The 17,612-nt window shown below is 45.3% G+C and carries 18 protein-coding genes; 6 read left to right on the top strand and 12 right to left on the bottom strand.

The genetic code is table 11. The annotated features are described in order from the left end of the window. Nucleotides 1-102 precede the first annotated feature (102 nt). Nucleotides 103-570 carry a low molecular weight protein-tyrosine-phosphatase gene (locus tag VT06_RS00285; protein WP_046552267.1) on the bottom strand — a complete coding sequence of 156 codons (468 nt, stop codon included), beginning with the start codon at nt 568-570 and terminating at the stop codon, nt 103-105. A 160-nt stretch (nt 571-730) separates the two neighbouring features. Between VT06_RS00285 and VT06_RS00280 the strand changes: the two genes are divergently transcribed. Further along, on the top strand, nt 731-1,408 hold the full coding sequence (locus VT06_RS00280; RefSeq protein WP_046552266.1) for a response regulator transcription factor: 678 nt from the start codon (nt 731-733) through the stop codon (nt 1,406-1,408). On the opposite strand, the gene VT06_RS00275 is transcribed toward VT06_RS00280, so the two are convergent. From VT06_RS00275 to VT06_RS00255, 5 genes are read right to left on the bottom strand one after another with little or no spacing between them, the layout of a single operon-like run. After that, nucleotides 1,381-2,160 carry a CsgG/HfaB family protein gene (locus VT06_RS00275; RefSeq protein ID WP_046552265.1) on the bottom strand — a complete coding sequence of 260 codons (780 nt, stop codon included), beginning with the start codon at nt 2,158-2,160 and terminating at the stop codon, nt 1,381-1,383. The two genes, VT06_RS00280 and VT06_RS00275, sit on opposite strands and share 28 nt — an antisense overlap. A 2-nt stretch (nt 2,161-2,162) precedes the next feature. After that, nucleotides 2,163-2,549 (bottom strand): curli assembly protein CsgF, encoded by a 387-nt coding sequence (locus VT06_RS00270; protein ID WP_046552264.1) that lies wholly within the window; start codon nt 2,547-2,549, stop codon nt 2,163-2,165. A gap of 12 nt (nt 2,550-2,561) precedes the next feature. Next, nucleotides 2,562-2,939: a curli production assembly/transport protein CsgE gene (locus VT06_RS00265; protein WP_046552263.1), complete on the bottom strand. Its 378-nt coding sequence runs from the start codon at nt 2,937-2,939 to the stop codon at nt 2,562-2,564. Between the two features lie 31 nt (nt 2,940-2,970). Further along, entirely contained in the window at nt 2,971-4,458 is a 1,488-nt protein-coding gene (locus VT06_RS00260; RefSeq protein WP_046552262.1) for a hypothetical protein, read from the bottom strand. Between the two features lie 22 nt (nt 4,459-4,480). Then, nucleotides 4,481-4,885 (bottom strand): curlin subunit CsgB, encoded by a 405-nt coding sequence (locus VT06_RS00255; RefSeq protein WP_082122405.1) that lies wholly within the window; start codon nt 4,883-4,885, stop codon nt 4,481-4,483. Between the two features lie 287 nt (nt 4,886-5,172). Between VT06_RS00255 and VT06_RS00250 the strand changes: the two genes are divergently transcribed. The 4 genes from VT06_RS00250 (at nt 5,173) to VT06_RS00235 (ending at nt 11,646) form a co-directional block, all read left to right on the top strand. Then, complete coding sequence (locus tag VT06_RS00250) at nt 5,173-7,674, top strand: S8 family serine peptidase (RefSeq protein ID WP_046552261.1); 2,502 nt, start codon at nt 5,173-5,175, stop codon at nt 7,672-7,674. 179 nt (nt 7,675-7,853) lie between these two features. Continuing rightward, on the top strand, nt 7,854-8,762 hold the full coding sequence (locus tag VT06_RS00245; RefSeq protein ID WP_046552260.1) for a MoxR family ATPase: 909 nt from the start codon (nt 7,854-7,856) through the stop codon (nt 8,760-8,762). Further along, nucleotides 8,759-9,691 (top strand): DUF58 domain-containing protein, encoded by a 933-nt coding sequence (locus VT06_RS00240; protein ID WP_046552259.1) that lies wholly within the window; start codon nt 8,759-8,761, stop codon nt 9,689-9,691. Before VT06_RS00245 ends, VT06_RS00240 begins: the two co-directional genes overlap by 4 nt. Further along, nucleotides 9,685-11,646: a DUF3488 and transglutaminase-like domain-containing protein gene (locus VT06_RS00235; protein WP_046552258.1), complete on the top strand. Its 1,962-nt coding sequence runs from the start codon at nt 9,685-9,687 to the stop codon at nt 11,644-11,646. The genes VT06_RS00240 and VT06_RS00235 overlap by 7 nt, the downstream gene beginning before the upstream one ends. 12 nt (nt 11,647-11,658) lie before the next feature. Here VT06_RS00235 and VT06_RS00230 read toward each other — a convergent pair whose 3' ends face one another. Both VT06_RS00230 and htpX read right to left on the bottom strand, forming a co-directional pair. Next, on the bottom strand, nt 11,659-11,895 hold the full coding sequence (locus tag VT06_RS00230) for a TIGR02647 family protein (protein ID WP_046552257.1): 237 nt from the start codon (nt 11,893-11,895) through the stop codon (nt 11,659-11,661). Between the two features lie 298 nt (nt 11,896-12,193). Next, on the bottom strand, nt 12,194-13,054 hold the full coding sequence (gene htpX, locus VT06_RS00225) for a protease HtpX (protein ID WP_046552256.1): 861 nt from the start codon (nt 13,052-13,054) through the stop codon (nt 12,194-12,196). A gap of 142 nt (nt 13,055-13,196) precedes the next feature. On the opposite strand from htpX, the gene pepE reads away from it, so the two are divergent. After that, nucleotides 13,197-13,898, top strand: coding sequence for a dipeptidase PepE (pepE, locus tag VT06_RS00220; RefSeq protein ID WP_046552255.1), 702 nt, complete (start codon nt 13,197-13,199; stop codon nt 13,896-13,898). Between the two features lie 6 nt (nt 13,899-13,904). Here pepE and bioD read toward each other — a convergent pair whose 3' ends face one another. The 4 genes from bioD to bioB are packed head-to-tail and all read right to left on the bottom strand — an operon-like array spanning nt 13,905 to nt 17,600. Continuing rightward, on the bottom strand, nt 13,905-14,585 hold the full coding sequence (gene bioD / locus VT06_RS00215; protein WP_046552254.1) for a dethiobiotin synthase: 681 nt from the start codon (nt 14,583-14,585) through the stop codon (nt 13,905-13,907). After that, complete coding sequence (locus VT06_RS00210) at nt 14,575-15,396, bottom strand: methyltransferase domain-containing protein (protein WP_046552253.1); 822 nt, start codon at nt 15,394-15,396, stop codon at nt 14,575-14,577. Before VT06_RS00210 ends, bioD begins: the two co-directional genes overlap by 11 nt. Continuing rightward, complete coding sequence (locus tag VT06_RS00205) at nt 15,393-16,544, bottom strand: 8-amino-7-oxononanoate synthase (protein ID WP_046552252.1); 1,152 nt, start codon at nt 16,542-16,544, stop codon at nt 15,393-15,395. The genes VT06_RS00210 and VT06_RS00205 overlap by 4 nt, the downstream gene beginning before the upstream one ends. Beyond that, nucleotides 16,545-17,600, bottom strand: a complete 1,056-nt coding sequence (gene bioB / locus VT06_RS00200; protein ID WP_046552251.1) for a biotin synthase BioB — start codon at nt 17,598-17,600, stop codon at nt 16,545-16,547. Nucleotides 17,601-17,612 lie beyond the last annotated feature (12 nt).

Genomic DNA, 17,612 nt, shown 5'->3' with positions numbered 1-17,612 from the left:
CACTGGCAAAGTTATAGACTTCTGGACATGAATTCAATGGCGGTCTCAGAGTTTTTAGCAATAGCCTAATGGTTATTGGTCTAAGCAGCTCAAATTTTCAGCCTAGCGCGTTAACGCAATAAGTAGCTGTTCACTGGCTTGTTCAATTAAATCTAAAACTAATTCAAAGCCCTGGCTTCCACTATAATAGGGATCGGGCACTTCATTTATTTTCGGGTAATCTGGAAGATGTTGCAAAAACAAACCAAGCTTATGGTGATGTTCTGCAGGACAGCGACGCCGTAGCTCTGCCAAATTACTTTTGTCCATAGCCAGAATTAAATCGAAGTTAACAAAATCCTGCTCGAACACCGGACGTGAATACAACCCGCTAAAATTGTAGCCTCTGGCCGCACCTGCACGAATGCTGCGACTATCGGGTAGCGCTCCTTTGTGTGAGGCACTGGTGCCAGCAGAATCGATAGTAATATCTCGGTTTTGTAACAATGCTTTATGTCGTAATACAGCTTGTGCCGTAGGTGAGCGACAAATATTTCCTAAACACACCACAAGAATTTTTTTACCAGACATCTAATATCCTTTAATGTATCCCCTTCAAGATACAGCAATTGTACAACACTATTTTGGCGTTACCGGCCAACAATAGTTGCAATTCGCCGCAGCGCGGTACAGTATACCAAAAGTTATTTTAGCCGCACATTTTGGCTAAAGAAGTTTGGAGGTGAAGACAATGGAACGGTTTTCTAAGCTAGTAATACTGACAGAACGCAAACAATTACATAATACCGCAATGTTAGCTCAGTCGGTTGGCATACAAGTGCAGCAATACACCCGCGAAGAGTTTTTGCAGCAACCGATAAAACCGGGTGTAATTATTGGGTGCCAGTTTAACAGTCATGATCTAACAAAAAAAGGTATTTCCAGTGAGTTATTACTGCTGATGCAGCACAGCCCAGCCTTTATCTTTCAGGCAGAACGGGCACTTATCGATCCTGTTATTGCGGTGCATAATGGGCTAAGGGGGTTAATTTACCGCGACGAGCAGTTAGATCGGGTACTTACCGCATTAAAAACCTTAATGTCGGGTCAGTTATACTTTTCCAGAACCGTCATGTCTGACGTTGTAGACCTGTTAATCAACCAACCTAAAAAGGTAAACTACGATGCTACCAGCAGCGCAAATGCGCAATTAACTAAACAAGAAAAAAGGATTATTGGTTTAGTGGCTGAAGGGGCTCGTAACAAAGAGATTGCTGAAGTTTTAAATATTAGTGCTCATACCGTTAAAGCGCATTTATCAGCAATTTTTCGGAAAATTCAGGCCAGAAACCGGGTTGAACTATTGCGTTGGTTGCAACAATCAACCCTGCTATCAGAATGTCAGCCGGCATTCGCCAGACTAGCCTGATCGTCCGATCGCCAAAAACCACGCGCTATACCAACAGTAATTAATTCGACAACTGCACTTTCCATGGCTTGTTTTACGCAAAACTGTACCGGTTCATTAGTGGAGTACCCGCCTTCCATTTCAACCAGCCTGTTTAATGACACATATCGAAATAGTCCAGCCCGAAGTTCCTGTGAAAACACTTTTTTAGTGGTAGAGACTGATAATAATACCTGGCCACTATGTACATCTATTGCCCGCAAATAAACAGTAACCTGATCTTCCCGATACAGCTCTGATAATCCCAAACCAAAATATTCAGCGCCTATCCCTCCCGTTGTTAAATTCGTTTCATAGCCAATAATACCGCCTTCAAATACCAATCTCGCTTCTTTTAATGGGGGTAAATCGTTAAGCTTCTTATTTGAGCCGTGAATCTTGCGCTCAGTTAGCAAATTTTGCAGCCCTTCCCGCTCTAATGGTGCAAACCAGCCACTATCCAGCAAAATCTGAGTTAACATAGACGTTGCGCCCTGGGTTACTGCAGTAGAAAAGCTTGAGACGTTTGCTTGCGGTTTATACTGGCCCGTTTGGTCGCGAAAGGCATAAACCGACACGGGTATTTGTTGCCGGGGTTTTGCTTGCTGTTGAAGTGCCAACATGGTGCTGCTTACCTTATCAACACTAGCTGGTGTAATATTGAGCTCTGGTTTGGGTACCAGAGAACAGCTGGCTAATGCCAGTAATATGGCGGTTATAATGATAAGTTTCATCACTACCCCCCAATAACAGGAATGGTAATAATGGTTACTTCACCTGTAACAAGGTTAGTAATGTTGACGATAACACTGCCATCAGTACCGGTGGTAATTTCCACTAAAAATTCCCCCGTGTTATACACACCATCAACTACGTTGCCGTCGGCTATACGTCGGGTTAGTGAATTAATGATGTTACGCTCCAGCGCTTCCTGAAATTTATCTACAAATGATAAGGTTGGACGCTCTGCTGAATAATCATTCTGACTTTGTGCTTTTTGCAACAAAAAATTGCCATTTAATGGATTACCACCAAAACTGGGATTAATGGGGGTGTACACTAATTCAGTAGCACCGGCACAATGGGTTGCCAGCAATAATAACAGTACTGCGATTTTCTTCATTATTATTCCCTTTTAGAAAATGTCTTGTTCCTGGTCACCCAACAATAAACTGGACTGAATATTAGCCAGTTCGTTAATACTTTGCAAAATAGCCTGTTCAGCCATCTGTTTGACATCATTATAACGCCGGCCAAAATACGTTTGATAAACCCGCTGCTGGTTTAGCTCAACCCAGAGAAAAGTCCCCGCTTGCGGATAAACTTGTTCATAAATAACCACAGACACGCCTTCAGTTGCCGGCATATCGCGCCAATAACCGGCATAGTAAAACATAAAATCTTTACCAAAACGTGAGATAGTGCGATCAATAACTAAACCGCTGAGTTCGATGTCATTTGCTGCTACCTTGGCAGGTAGCAGCAAAAAAAGGAGCAGAAAAAATACTTTCATACATCTCTGGCGGCTTGCGCCGCCCTTAAAGTTAGTTTTGCGTCACTATAGCGGTATTAAAATCACCTAGCTGGGTAATATTCATAATATTGCCATTACCGAACTGCTCGCCTAGTACCAGGTTATCGTTGCCAATTTGGTTAATAGCTACCGTGCCATTATCACCCGAAAGTGCAAAATAACCATTGTTGCCGAGCACCCAGTTACCATCGCCTTGCTGCAGAATATCGGCAATGTTACGGCTCCCCTCAACCAGCATATCAACTAAGTTTAAGTCACCGCTTTGCTCAACATCAATGGTATTCATTGAAACAGCAACTTCACTGTTAATCAGAATTTCATTTAAATCGCCACTCTGAGCAACCAATATTTCATTGTCATCACCAATTACATCAATTAAAGCAAAATTATCATCACCAAGTTGATTAATTTCTGCACGGTTAGTACTGCCATCTAATACAATACCAGCATAATTGGCGTTGCCAAAACTATAGATTACGCCGTCATTACTGTCGCCACTTAAGCTCATTTCAGCGTTATTAAGTTCGCCATTCTGGTAGAGCGTCAGATTATGGCCATCACCATCGGTGGTAATCAGTGCATAATTTTCAATGCCATCTTGGCGCATATCTATTAAGTTATCGTTTCCTACCAGACCAATTGGCGCTTCTACCAGGTTGCTATCGCCAGTCTGGTCAATCAGCACCATATTGTTATCGCCATCTAATGGCTCTACCAAAAATACATTGTCAAAACCGTCTTGTTTAATATCTACAACGTTGTTATTGCCAGACACACTCCTCGCAATAAATGCATTAGCTAAACCATCTTGCTGCACATATACCGCATTGTTATCGCCGGTTAAACCAATAACACCCGCAACATTTTGGTCGCCAAACTGCTCAGCTTCAAATTCGTTTGCATTGCCAAAAAGGTTAAACATGCCCGCCTGGTTGTCGTTACCTTCCTGAAAACTGAAAAACATATTATCGTTACCCGTAAAGCCAGCATTAGTCCAGTTGGCATTACCATTTTGTTCAATTTCAGCAACATTCACATCGCCAATAAAGGTTGCAAAAGCTTCATTTACTTCACCGAGTTGAAGTACTACAGCATCATTAGTATTACCCTCGATAATAACTTCAGTTTGATTATAAAAGCCGTCTTGGGTAATGGTGACAATGTTGTCATCGCCGATAATCTCGCTATAGGCAATATGCCAGTCGGCAAACTGCTCCAAGCGAACTGAGTTATCATTACCAGTATTAAAGCTATAACCTTCAAGCCATAAACCGTTTTGTAAAATACTGCTGTAATTTAACAACCCCGTTTGTTCAATTACTGCCAGGTTTACGTTACCGCCAGTATTTGTTTGGGTAATTTCTGCCGTGTTCCCCTCTAGCGCACCCGCGTCAGAGCTTTGGTATATAAAGGCTTCATTATCGGCCAAGGCGCTGCTCGCAAAACACAATGCGACAGCTAAGCCCAACAAATGTTTACGTGGTTTAATAAGGTTCATGTAGTTCTCCCTGAGTCTCTTATTAGTATTGAATAATTGAGATTTCCGCACCATTTCCAATTTGCTCAATAGAGAAACCACGGTTTCCCCATTGTTCTAACTGGATAAGGTTGCTTTCTCCTTGCTGTAAAATATCAGCAGTATTGTTATTGCCAAACTGGCGGATCTGAGCTTGATTACCACTGCCGTATTGCTGCAGCAAAACCTGGTTAAGGACACCTTGTTGTAATAACACAGCGTAATTAGTATCACCACCTTGTGTTACATCAGCAACATTCAGATCACCCAGTTGAGTAATATCAACCCCGTTAGCCAAGGCATGACGCTCTAACAACGAAGTTAATTGCAACGAGACATCTGCAAACGCACTACCGCTTGTTACCAGTGTGGCTAACAACCCTATCGCCTTCAAAGTTACATTACACACAAATACTCCTTCATTTGTTATTACAAGAACCAGACTAAAGACATATCAGAAAGCCACAATAGGACAAATGTTTTATTTTTATTTTACTTTTGTTGGAGCACAAAAAAGATTAATTGCTTTATTTACAACGCGTAATGGCAGAATAGTTAACAAGTGACCAGACTTACTTACTAGCCCATTTGTATTATTTTATTAATCTTATAAGCAAATTGTTAATAAGCATGCTAATGCTAATAGGTGCGAAATATTAAGCATATTTATTACAAATAATTAAAATGGGAACTGACATGTCAAAGCAAAAAATTATAGCATTAGCGGTTGCTGCTGCTCTTTCCTCAGGAACTGCCTTTGCCAACGCCAAAGCAACACAAGCAGATGATTCTATTCTGGTGATGTTTAAACCCGGTGTATCGAAGCAAGAGCGGGTTTCTACCATTAAACGCAGTGGCGCCAGTCTTCGCCAACTGGACGCGCAAGGCCGGGATATAAAAATGCGTCATATTGCCGATGGCCGTATTGCCAAAATCAAGGTACCCAAGGGTGTAAATCGAGACTATTTAATTAAGCAACTCACCCTAAATCCGACTATTGAAATAGCCGAGCCAAATTACTTAGTGAAAGCACTGGTTGCGCCTTTTGCCATACCAGGCGACCCAAGGTTTGGTGAGATGTGGGGTTTAAATAATACTGGTCAAAATGGCGGTACGGCAGGTGCCGATATCAGTGCCATTGAAGCCTGGAACACCACAACAGGCAGTCGGGAGGTAATTATCGGGGTCATTGATTCAGGCATGGATTATAACCATCCTGATTTAATTCCTAATCGCTGGGAAAACGATGGCAGTTATCCTGGCCACCCTTATGGCTACTCAACGTTAAATGCGGCAAATGATCCAATGGACAGTGACAGCCATGGTACACACGTTGCCGGTACTATTGGCGCTGCGGGTGATAATGGGATTGGCATTGTTGGGGTAAGCTGGAATGTTACATTATTACCATGCCAATTTTTAGGCCCAACCGGTGGCAGCACCGCTGGCGCCATTGAATGTATTGATTATTACACTGATCTTAAAACGAATTATGGTGTCAATATCAAGGCAACTAATAATTCTTGGGGGGGCGGTGGCTTTTCTGGAACCCTAAGAGCTGCTATCCAATCTGCTGGTGATGCCGGTATTCTTTTTATTGCTGCATCGGGTAACGATGGTGCTGATGCAGATGTCAGCCCAATGTATCCGGCGGGTTACGATTTAGATGTCATCGTCTCAGTAGCGTCAACGGATCGCAATGATAATTTATCGGTATTTTCATCTGGTGCATCAAACTTTGGTGCAACAACTGTCGACCTTGGTGCGCCCGGATCGGCAATTTTATCTACTATTCCGGGTAACGGTTATGCTGCCTATTCCGGAACCTCGATGGCATCGCCTCATGTTGCCGGGGCTGCCGCTTTGTTATGGTCAATTAATCCAGACATTACGCCATTAGAGATGAAAGCTATTTTGATGGACAGCGGTGACGAACTATTATCACTGGCAGGCAAAACTGTCTCAGGTAAACGATTAAATCTGGTAAATGCATTGGCAGAAGCTGATCCAACACCAAGCTTCCGCCTGTCAATGTCGCCAGGTAATCAGCAAATTGTCGCAGGCGCCAATGCTGAATATAGCCTGGTGGTTGGCAATATCGCTGACTGGATGGGCGATGTTGAATTAAGTGTCAGCATTAACCCCAGCATTGAGGGCGTGAGTTTGTCGGCAATGACCGCTCAACCTGGGGATACCTTAACGGTAACCGTGCCAACCACTGCAAGCACTGCTTGGGGCGATTATCAGCTCACCGTAACAGGGGTAGGTGCTAGTGATGCAAGCATTATTAAAGACATCTCGGCTAATTTAAATGTATTACCACAAGGCTTGGCAGATTTCAGTTTTGAAAACACCACCCCGATAGCAATTCCTGATAATGCCCCGGTAGGTATTGCCAGCATTATAAACGTACCAAACGAAGGCACGGTATTTAGTACTGATGTTGGCGTCAATATTAGCCATACCTGGCGTGGTGATCTGCTGGTTACCTTACGCTCACCTGAAGGTACGATGCACACCTTACATAACCGTACTGGTGGCAGTGCTGACGATATTGTTAATACTTGGACTGTTGAAACATTTAATGAAGAGGCAATGCAAGGTGATTGGACGCTTGCTGTCTCAGACAATGCCGGCGCCGATATTGGCACTTTAAATAGTTGGAATTTAACAATTACCGCGCTTGCCGGTGATATTGTTAATCCCGATCCTGTGGCACCGGTTGCCGACTTTAGCTATATTGCTTCAGGCTTAAACGTTGATTTTACTGACAGTTCAACAGATGCAGATAACGATATCAACAGCTGGAGCTGGGACTTTGGTGATGGTGTGCTTTCAGATGAACAAAACCCAAGCCACAGTTATGCAGCAGAAGGTAGCTACAGCGTTAGCCTTACTGTTACTGACAGCACCGGATTATCGGCAATGATAACCCAGTCCGTTACGCTGGTAGAAAGTGATATTACTGTCACCTTACATCGGGCAATCAGAGCACGTACCGGTTCTACTATTGTCGATTTACGCTGGACTGGCGCTACGGATAGTCTCGATTTATATCGAGATGGCCAGTTTATACGAACTATAGAAAATACCGGTAAACATCGTGATCGGTTTAATTCTATGGCCGCTTCGGCGACCTATAGTCTGTGCCTGGAAGGCACAACCCTATGTTCAGCTGATTTATTGGTTACTTTCTAACCCTACTAAGTCATCCGTCAATAAGGCAGCTGCGGCTGCCTTATTCTTTTGTTGATCCCATTGCCAGAGCAGTTAGTATAGATAACTCGGTATGTTTGATGCTTTTCGAACTAGATCCGGCAATCTCAGCAAATTATCTCGTATGCGTTATTTTGCTATATCTGCAGTAAGGAGATGACGTGTTATCACAACTACATCAGGTCGAACAAAGTCTTAATCAGGTTATTCTGGGCAAACAACAACAAATACGTTTTGCCTTGTGCTGCTTGTTAGCTGAAGGACACTTATTATTAGAAGATTTGCCTGGTCTGGGTAAAACTACCCTCGCCCATGCCTTGGCAAATAGCCTTGGGTTAAGTTATCGACGGGTACAGTTTACCAGCGATTTATTGCCAGCAGATTTAACCGGTATCAATATTTATGATGCCCGTTCACAACAATTTCATTTTCAACCTGGCCCAGTGTTTTCTCAAGTTTTACTGGCTGATGAAATTAACCGGGCAAGTCCCAAAACCCAAAGTGCGTTGCTAGAAGCCATGGAGGAGCGTCAGGTTAGTACCGACGGCGAAACCCGACCTCTACCGGCACCCTTTTTCGTTATTGCCACTCAGAATCCATTGTTTCATGCCGGTACTTCTGCCTTGCCAGAATCGCAACTAGATCGCTTTTTAATGCGTCTATCATTAGGGTTTCCGGAACGCGCAGCAGAGCATCAGTTGCTGGTCGATGACGCCAAAGGTTCCAGACTGCAGTTTTTAACGCAGCAATTAGACAGCAACACGCTGCAAAAATTACAGCAAAACGTTGCCAACGTTACAGTGAGTGATGGCGTCATTGATTACTTACTAAGCCTGGTAGATGCCAGCAGAAACCGCAATGACATGCTGCCGTTATCACCGCGTGCATCGAAAGCACTGCTGCGAGCCAGTAAAGCACATGCCTTGCTGGCCGGCCGCGATTTCACTAACGCTGACGATGTACAACAGGTCTTTCCCTCTGTGGCAGAGCACCGGTTAGACCCCCGATCCAGTGCGGCCAGCCATAGCCTCAGTCACATTATACTTGAGCAAACAGTTTGCCCGCTATGAGCAGAGTGCGGCAACAACTTCGTCAATGGCTTAATAGCTGGCTGGATAATCGCCAGCCAAAGGCCAGACAAGTGAAACTGAGTCAAAAAATCATTTATATCCTGCCCAGTCGATTTGGTCTTTGGTATATATTATTACTGGTAATACTGTACTTACTTGGCACTAATTATCAAAATAATCTTATTTTATTGATGAGTTATATGTTGTTATCAGTGCTATTACTGGCCATGGTGATGGCTTGGCGAAATTTACACGGCCTAACCGTCTCGGTTGCCCCGGTGCTCAGTGCCTATGCCGAAGAAACTTTAATGGTACCGGTCACAATACAATCTGACCAACCGCGTCAGCAATTACAGTTTTACTTTATTAATAAGCAACAACCCACCTCAATAACCGACGCAAACAATGCAGCAATGGTGCCACTGGTCACCGACAGCCGCGGTTACTTTCCAGTGCCGCGTCTTACGTTACACAGCTATTTTCCTTTTGGCTTATTCAACTGTAAAAGTATGTTAAATCTTGACTATCATTACTGGGTTTTTCCTAAACCGTTGGCCATTGAGACCCTGCATGTCAGTAGCGATGACAGCGGTAGTAAAAATAAGGCGGCAGATGAATACGATACTATTCGTGGTTATCAGGCTGGTGATAACCTTAAGCTAATGCTGTGGAAGCGACTCGCCCGCGATCCGGCTAATCCAGTGGTAAAATATGCACAAAGCACTCCACAGCCAGAACCTGACTGGATTATAATACCTGCGGTATCAGGCGCAGCACTGGAAATGGCGCTGTCTAAAGCCTGCTATTTGATGCTGCAACTGGAACAACGCAATAAGCCTTATGGTCTGCGCATTAACAACAAACGTTTAAATCCTTCCTGTGGACAACAACATCTTGAGCGCTGTTTACGCGAGTTAGCGCTATGCTGATACTGCTAAACCGACAAACTATCTTAACGTTCAATGTCATCTTGGTGTCAGTTATTGCATTACTGCAATCTGCCTTGCCACTTTGGTATAGCGCTATTCTCATATTGTTATTGCTTTACCGCTGGCCATTGCAGCAAAGCAGTAATACCGTAAACAAGTTAAAAAGAGTAAACATTATCGCCGCACTTATCTTGCTGCTGTTACTCGTCAGTATTAAGCAAAGTGGTGTGTTTCATCTTATGCTGCAAATTTTATTACTGTCTGCAGCCAGTCGTTTAGTGTTGGTGCGCCAGCGTAAAGATAGCCATCAACTGTTATGGGTACTGTATTTTTTATTAGCCTGCTGCTTTATTTTTTATCAAAGCATAATGATCAGCCTGCTAATAATGACATTGCTATTGTTAACGCTTTGTTGCCATTATCAATTATATGCCAGCAAAAACCAGCGCATTCAGCTGGTACAAATAGGGAAAGCATTATTAATCACCATGCCGGTGTGGCTGACTTTATTTCTATTATTTCCACGGTTACAACCGCTATGGCAGATCCCTACCGCTCAGGCTGCCATAACCGGTTTGGCTGACACATTGGACCCCGGTAGTATCGAGAACCTGGTACAAAGCGACGCGCTGGCATTTAGGGTTGTTTTTAACACTCTGCCACCGCCACGTCAGGAATGGTATTGGCGTGCTAAAGTGTATGAAAACTTTGATGGTCGCAGCTGGACAGTAAACCCAAGGTTTCTGCGTGCTCAGCTAACTAAACAAGCAACCTCAAGCGATGAAGCCGGCACAAAAGTCAGCTATCAGATAATAGCCGAAGTGAGTAATCAGCGAAGTTTGTTTGCGCTGAGCGAACCGCTGGAACTGACCAGCGAAATCCGGCCAACAGCAGCTTCTTTGATAGAGGCCAGACGACCGGTAAGTCAACGCTTAAGTTATCGGCTTACCAGCACCCTGAATAAGGTACCAGCAGACTCTGCCGATGAAACACAACTTAATTTACGCACCGCAAATGCCAACCCACAAACCAGAGCACTGGCCAGGAAATGGGCAGCAAACGGTTCTTCAACGCCTGAAATAATAGAGCAAATCAGTAGTTTATTTCGACAACAGCCTTTTTATTACAGCCTCAATCCTCCCAGGTTAGGCGCTAATAGTGTTGATGCCTTTTTGTTTGACAGTCGCACTGGCTTTTGCAGTCACTACGCTTCAGCTACTGCGGTTATTTTACGTGAGGCGGGAATTGCTGCGCGGGTGGTTGGCGGCTATCAGGGCGGCGTTTGGCATGAAGATCAACAATATTTGGAAGTTCGGCAACGTGAAGCCCATGCCTGGGTAGAATATTTTGATCAAAATCGATGGCAGCGATTCGATCCTACCGCGGTCATTGCGCCAGAACGCGTATTGGCAGGACTTGATGCGGTGTTATCTGCCGATGAGCAAAATCAATTACAAGCTAACTGGCGCCGGTTTTCTGCAATCAATTTTATTAGTCAGCAATTTTTACATCTTGACTATTATTGGTCAGTTTGGGTATTGGGTTTTGATGACAGTCAGCAACGTAATCTGTGGCAACAATTGAAAGCCGCCAGTAAATTTATCGCCCTGCTCGGGATAGTCGTGTTAATAGCGCTATTGTTAACGTGGTATCGTTATTATACAAAACGCCCGGCAAAACTTGCAGCACCGGTATTATTATTACAGCGATATCTTCAAAAAATGCTGGTATATAAAGCGCTTAGCCAATCACATAGTGCTTTTATATTACAGCTTAGCAACTATAATCCAGCACAGGCTTTACTGTTAGCTGACGTAGACACTCTGTATCAGCGTGCATTGTTTGCTGAAGATCAGTACGCAATGCAACAATTAAAAACCCTGTTACAGTGTAACCGCAAACAACTAGCGGGGTTAAACTGGCCTGAGCCTAATAAGCAGTCACAAGCCAGTTAATACAGCAACTTATTAGGGTGAGGTTAAAATCCGCAGTGCCGTTTGAATATGTTCAGCACAATGCACACCCAGATCGGTAAGATAACCACCATCAGATTGGGTAAGCAAACCTTTCGCATGTAACCTGGCAATGGCAGCCCGGCTGTCGTTGTCAGCATTTTTGTGAACTTTTAATCCTTCCATCTGTGAATCGAGATTAAATAAACTAAGAATTTTTATCTCAGCATTTAGCTCTGCAGTTACTGGCATAGCATACATCCTCTGTTATTAAGCCGTATCAAGATAACGGTTATCACTGATTATTGGCAGCCTTTTTTGCAGTAATTTTTCGATTAGCCAGCAGAATATCTTTACCAGTACTTATCGGCGTGTTCCACGTCAGCTAGGGGTTTTCTAACCCTTCTGCCGCCAATAAAAGTAAGGCCTCATGCAACGCATACGGCCATACCACCACGGTTATTCAGTGGCTTAATACTCATAAGCGAAAAAAGCCCCAATATCTGGGGCCTGAAATAACGAATAATGCGCACTGTTACAGCTTACATTGTTAAAACTCGCGGCTATTACGCAGTGCGGCTATGCGTTTATCCAGCGGTGGATGGGTTAATAACAACTCTGACTTTGCTTTTTTACCGGCTATACCAAACGCCATCATACTGCCTTCCAACCGGCTTTCATGGTTGTTTTTCAGGCGCTCCAATGCCGCAATCATTTTAGTTGGACCAGCCAAACGAGCAGCACCGGCATCAGCACGGTACTCCCGCTGACGCGAGAACCACATAACGATGATGCTAGCCAAGAAACCAAACACTAGCTCCAACACAATAACAATACCAAAGTAGGCAATAGTGCCTAACTGCTGGTTATTATTACGAATAGCACCAGCGATTAAGCGGGCAAAGAAAATAACAAAGGTATTGACCACACCCTGGATCAGCGTAAGCGTTACCATATCGCCGTTAGCAATATGCGATACCTCATGTGCCAACACCGCTTCTACTTCATCTTCTTTCATATTACGCAGCAAACCTGTACTGACCGCAACTAACGCCGCATTACGATTCATACCGGTGGCAAAAGCATTCATCTCCGGCGAGTCATAAACGGCTACTTCTGGCATGCCAATACCGGCTTGTTTTGCCTGTCGGGCAACCGTCGTCATCAACCACTGCTCAGTCGCATTTCGGGGCTGGGTAATTACCACCGCACCGGTAGAGCGTTTCGCCATCCATTTCGACAATGCTAAAGAGATAAAAGAACCACCAAAACCAAAAATTGCAGCAAACACCAGCAAACCGCTGATACTGCTGTGATCTATCCCGAAGAAGCTAAAGACGATATTCAACACGATACTCAGTACCAGAATAACCGCCAGGTTTGTTGCCAAAAACAGCAAAACTCTTTTCATATACACTTACCTCATATTTTAACTGAGCATAATATATGGCCATCAAGCTGAATATCAAATTAAAGTCACACCAATAAAGTGTAACTAAACATGTTGAATTGGCTAGTTTTAGCTACAATAGCCAAAAAAGCAGGAACACCCAATGAAATTATTACTACTAAGCAGTTCACGTGCGAACAACAGTGCTTATCTGGCACCTTATATGAACTGGCTGCAAACACATCTGCAAGGTGTTAGCGAGTTGTTGTTTATCCCCTATGCTGGCGTATCGGTAAGTTACGACACCTATTTACAACAAGTCGCGACGGCATTCGCACCCTTAAACATTAACGTCAACAGCATTCACCAATGTACCGATCCTAAAAAAGCACTGGCGCAAGCGCAGGCAATTGTCGTTGGAGGTGGTAACACATTTCAGTTACTTCATCTTTTATATCAACATGATATACTGCAGCTTATCAAGAAACGCGTAACCAGCGGTGTGCCATATATTGGCTGGAGCGCCGGCTCTAACATTGCCGGCAGCAGTATTCGCACCACCAATGATATGCCTATTGTTGAACCACAATCTTTTAACGGATTAACGCTGTTGCCATTGCAATTAAACCCGCATTACAGTGACTATGAACCAGAGGGTTTCCATGGTGAAACCCGAGATATGCGGTTAGCGGAGTTTATGATACTAAACCCCACTACGCCGATTATTGCCTTGCCAGAAGGTACCGCACTTAAGCGCAGTGGCGATAAGCTTAACCTGCTGGGTAGCAACGGTGGCTATTTGTTTAAGGGCGGCGATAAAACGGCCATACCCGAAAACAGCGATTTATCGCACTTATTGCGTTAAAAATAACTACGCTGACGTCATAAGTAGCTCGCTGGCTAAACTCAAGCCAAGCTGCTGCTGGTGTTCAGGCTGAAATGGCACTACCCCCAGACACGGCACCGAAATTCGCTGCTGTAAGTCAGTAATATTTTGCTGCAGCAATGCCATATCAGGGTCAATGCAATTGGCCACCCAGCCAACTAACGTGGCACCACTGCGTGCAATTTCCCGCACGGTTAGCATGGCGTGGTTTAAACAGCCCAGTTTCATACCAACTACTAAAATTACTGGTAATTGCTGCTCGGCTACCCAATCGGCTAAATACCGCTGGTTGCTAATTGGCAGTAACCAGCCGCCGGCCCCTTCAATTAGTAGTTGCTGCAGCGGTAACTGCTGCCAGCTATGTAGCGCCTGAGAAAGCTGTGTTTCGCATATTGGTTGCTGCTCAAGTATCGCCGCCAGATGCGGCGCTACAGGTTGCTGATAGCAAATGGGGTTTATCATCTTATACGGTAACGCGATACCAGAATAGCGCTGCAGCAGTAACGCGTCACTGTTAAGGCCTTGTGCGTCAACCCCTGCGGCTATTGGCTTTACCCCAACAGCTACGCTCCCCAGCGTGGCAAAACCTTGTAACAACAAGGTACTGACAAAGGTTTTGCCAGCATCGGTATCCGTTGCGGTAATAAAGTAGCGCTTAACGGCCATCTTTTACTCCAGTTATCAGTAGTACCTGGTACGTTGCCGGTAAGCCAGCAGCACTTCGTTTTGCATCGTATGCGGCAGCGAGTTTTTGCCAGTAGCCTTTGCCAGTTAACCCCTGACTTTGCCTGCCAGCCACTTTATTTGCCCCCAAGGCTTTTAGTTCGCGAGCCAGGCTTTGCACATCGGCATAAAACAGTGAATAACTGCGCTCGGTAAACTGCCATCGCACCCCACTGACTGTGCTGGCTGCTGCTATTACATCGCTTACCGCTAAAAAGTGATTAACATGCTGCTTGTTGTCCAGTGCAGCAAAGGCGCGTTTCAGCTCAGCCAGGCTGCCGTCCACTAACGTGGTCAGCACCAGTTGGCCACCGGGCGTTAATACCCGCGTAATCTCCGCTAATACTGCTGCAGGGCGCTGGCACCATTGCAGCATCAGGCTGGAAAATACCGTATCTACACTTTGTGACGGTAGCGGCAGGCTTTCGGCATCAGCCTGAATATAGTCGGTGGCTAATTGCTGGCTGGCAGCTTTGGCCAACATACCAGCACTTAAGTCAACGGCACTAAAGGTGTGGCAATAGCCGCTGAAACGAGGGTGAACCCAGCCCGGGCCGCAACCTACATCAAGCAAGTGGCCTTGCGGCGTAGCCGGTAATAATGCTAGTGCATCCAGTGCCACCTGTTGTTGTAAACGGGCAGCGCTGGTGTAGCTGTGACAAGCGTTGCCAAAACTTCTGGCAACCTGCTCTACAAATTGCTCACGGCAGGCTGGTAGTTGAAGTAATAGTGGTAATGGGCTGGCTTCACTCATATCAACAGTCTCAATTGCTTTACTAATAGCGCTATATCGTGCTGGTTATGATGGCTACTTAAGGTTATGCGTAACCTAGCGCTGCCTTTTGGCACCGTCGGTGGCCGAATAGCGCTAAGCCAGACGCCCGCCTCTCTCAATTGGGTGCTGGCATTCAGCGCCTGCTCGCTACTGCCTAATACCAGCCCCTGAATAGCCGTGCTTGAAGCAAGCAGTGGCAAATCTGCAGCCAACTGCTTAAATAGCCGGATATTGCTGTGTAACTTGTCACGCCGCCAGTCTTGGCTGCGGCACAATTCAATACTTTTTATAACCGCTGCACAAACTGCCGGAGATAACCCGGTGCTGTAAATATAATGCCGACCAAATTGTTCCAGATAATCCATAACCGTGTTGCTGCCGGCCAAAAAAGCACCACTAACCCCCAGCGCCTTGCCAAAATTAGCCATCAGACAAAATAACTCGCTATTGGCCACACCTTGTGCAACAGCACTACCACGACCTTCATTACCCAGCACCCCTAAGCCATGGGCATCGTCTAATAACAGCGGCGCAGCATACTGCTGACAAAGCTGCAGCACAGCCAGTATATCCGGACTGTCACCATCCATACTGAACACACCCTCGGTAACCACCATGGCGTGTTTGCACTGCCTTAAATAGTGCTCAAGCGCTGGCAGATCATTATGAGCAAAGCGCTTAAAGTCAGCGTCACTGTGTAACGCCGCATCAATTAACGAAGCATGGCTTAATTTATCCAGCAGCAAGGTGTCGGTTTTAGCGCTTAGCGTTGATAACATCGCCTGATTGGCAGCAAAGCCGGATGAAAACAACAATACTCGGTCTACGCCAAGCCAGTCGCACAGCGCATCGATTAATTGCCGGTGCACCTGATGTTGGCCAGTGACTAAAGGTGAACCACTACTGCCAGCCCCAAACCGCGCGGCACCCTCGGCAAACGCTTGCAATACCATCGGCTCAGTCGCCAGCCCCAGATAATCGTTGCCAGAAAAGTTAATATAGTGCTGCCCGGCAATGCCAAGCAATCGACCAGCATACTGCTCTACAGTAATCGGTGTGCGCAGTTGTTGGCTGCTGGCCCTTTGCTGCAACGCGTGTTGCAGCTCGGCAAGTTTGCGCTGGCTCATTTAGCCTGCCGCGTGATACAACGGCGGCGTAACCTGCTCGTTAATGGCATCGGCCAGCGCCAATTCGTGTGCCTCATCCGATACGTCAGCACGCTGCTCAGGTTTTATGCCAAGCTTCGCAAACAGCTGCATATCTGAATTAGCTTCCGGGTTATCTGTGGTCAGTAATTTATCACCATAAAATATTGAATTAGCACCAGCAAAGAAACACAACGCCTGCATTTGCTCATTCATGCGCGAGCGGCCCGCCGACAAACGCACATGGCTTTGCGGTAACATGATTCGTGCTACGGCAATAGTACGAATAAATTCAAAACCGTCTAAATCGTCCACATTTTCCAGCGGCGTACCTTTCACTTTAACCAGCATATTGATCGGCACACTTTGTGGATGCTCTGGTAAATTTGCCAACTGCATTAATAACGCCGAACGGTCATTGGCGCTTTCACCCAGCCCGACAATGCCACCACAACAGACTTTCATACCGGCATCACGAACATGGCTGAGCGTATCCAACCGATCTTGATAACTGCGAGTGGTAATAATTTCACCATAAAATTCCGGTGAAGTGTCCAAATTATGATTATAAAAATCTAAACCGGCCTGCGCCAAGCTCTGCGCCTGAGTGGTGTTAAGCATGCCAAGGGTCATGCAGGTTTCCAGGCCCATGGCTTTAACGCCCTGCACCATTTCAATTATGTAAGGCATATCACGCTGTTTAGGGTTACTCCAGGCCGCCCCCATACAAAAACGACTGGCTCCTTGCGCCTTGGCTGCCGCAGCCTGAGTTAACACCTTTTCTACTTCCAATAAGCGTTCGCGTTCCAGGCCGGTGTTATAATGGCCGCTTTGTGGACAATACTTACAATCTTCGGCGCAAGCACCGGTTTTAATCGACAATAACGTACTAATTTGTACTTCGTTTGGTTTAAAAAACTGGCGATGAGTGCTTTGTGCCTGAAATAATAAGTCGTTAAACGGCAGCGCATACAGCGCATTCACTTCAGCGAGCGTCCAGTTATAACGAACTTGGGGGTGAGTGGCTGTAGCATGCATAGAGCGTATCCA

The sequence above is a fragment of the Arsukibacterium sp. MJ3 genome (assembly GCF_000987765.1).
Taxonomy (GTDB): Bacteria; Pseudomonadota; Gammaproteobacteria; order Enterobacterales; family Alteromonadaceae; genus Alishewanella.
The sequence above is the reverse complement of the archived record's forward strand: the minus strand, read 5'-3'. Positions and strand labels throughout refer to the sequence as shown.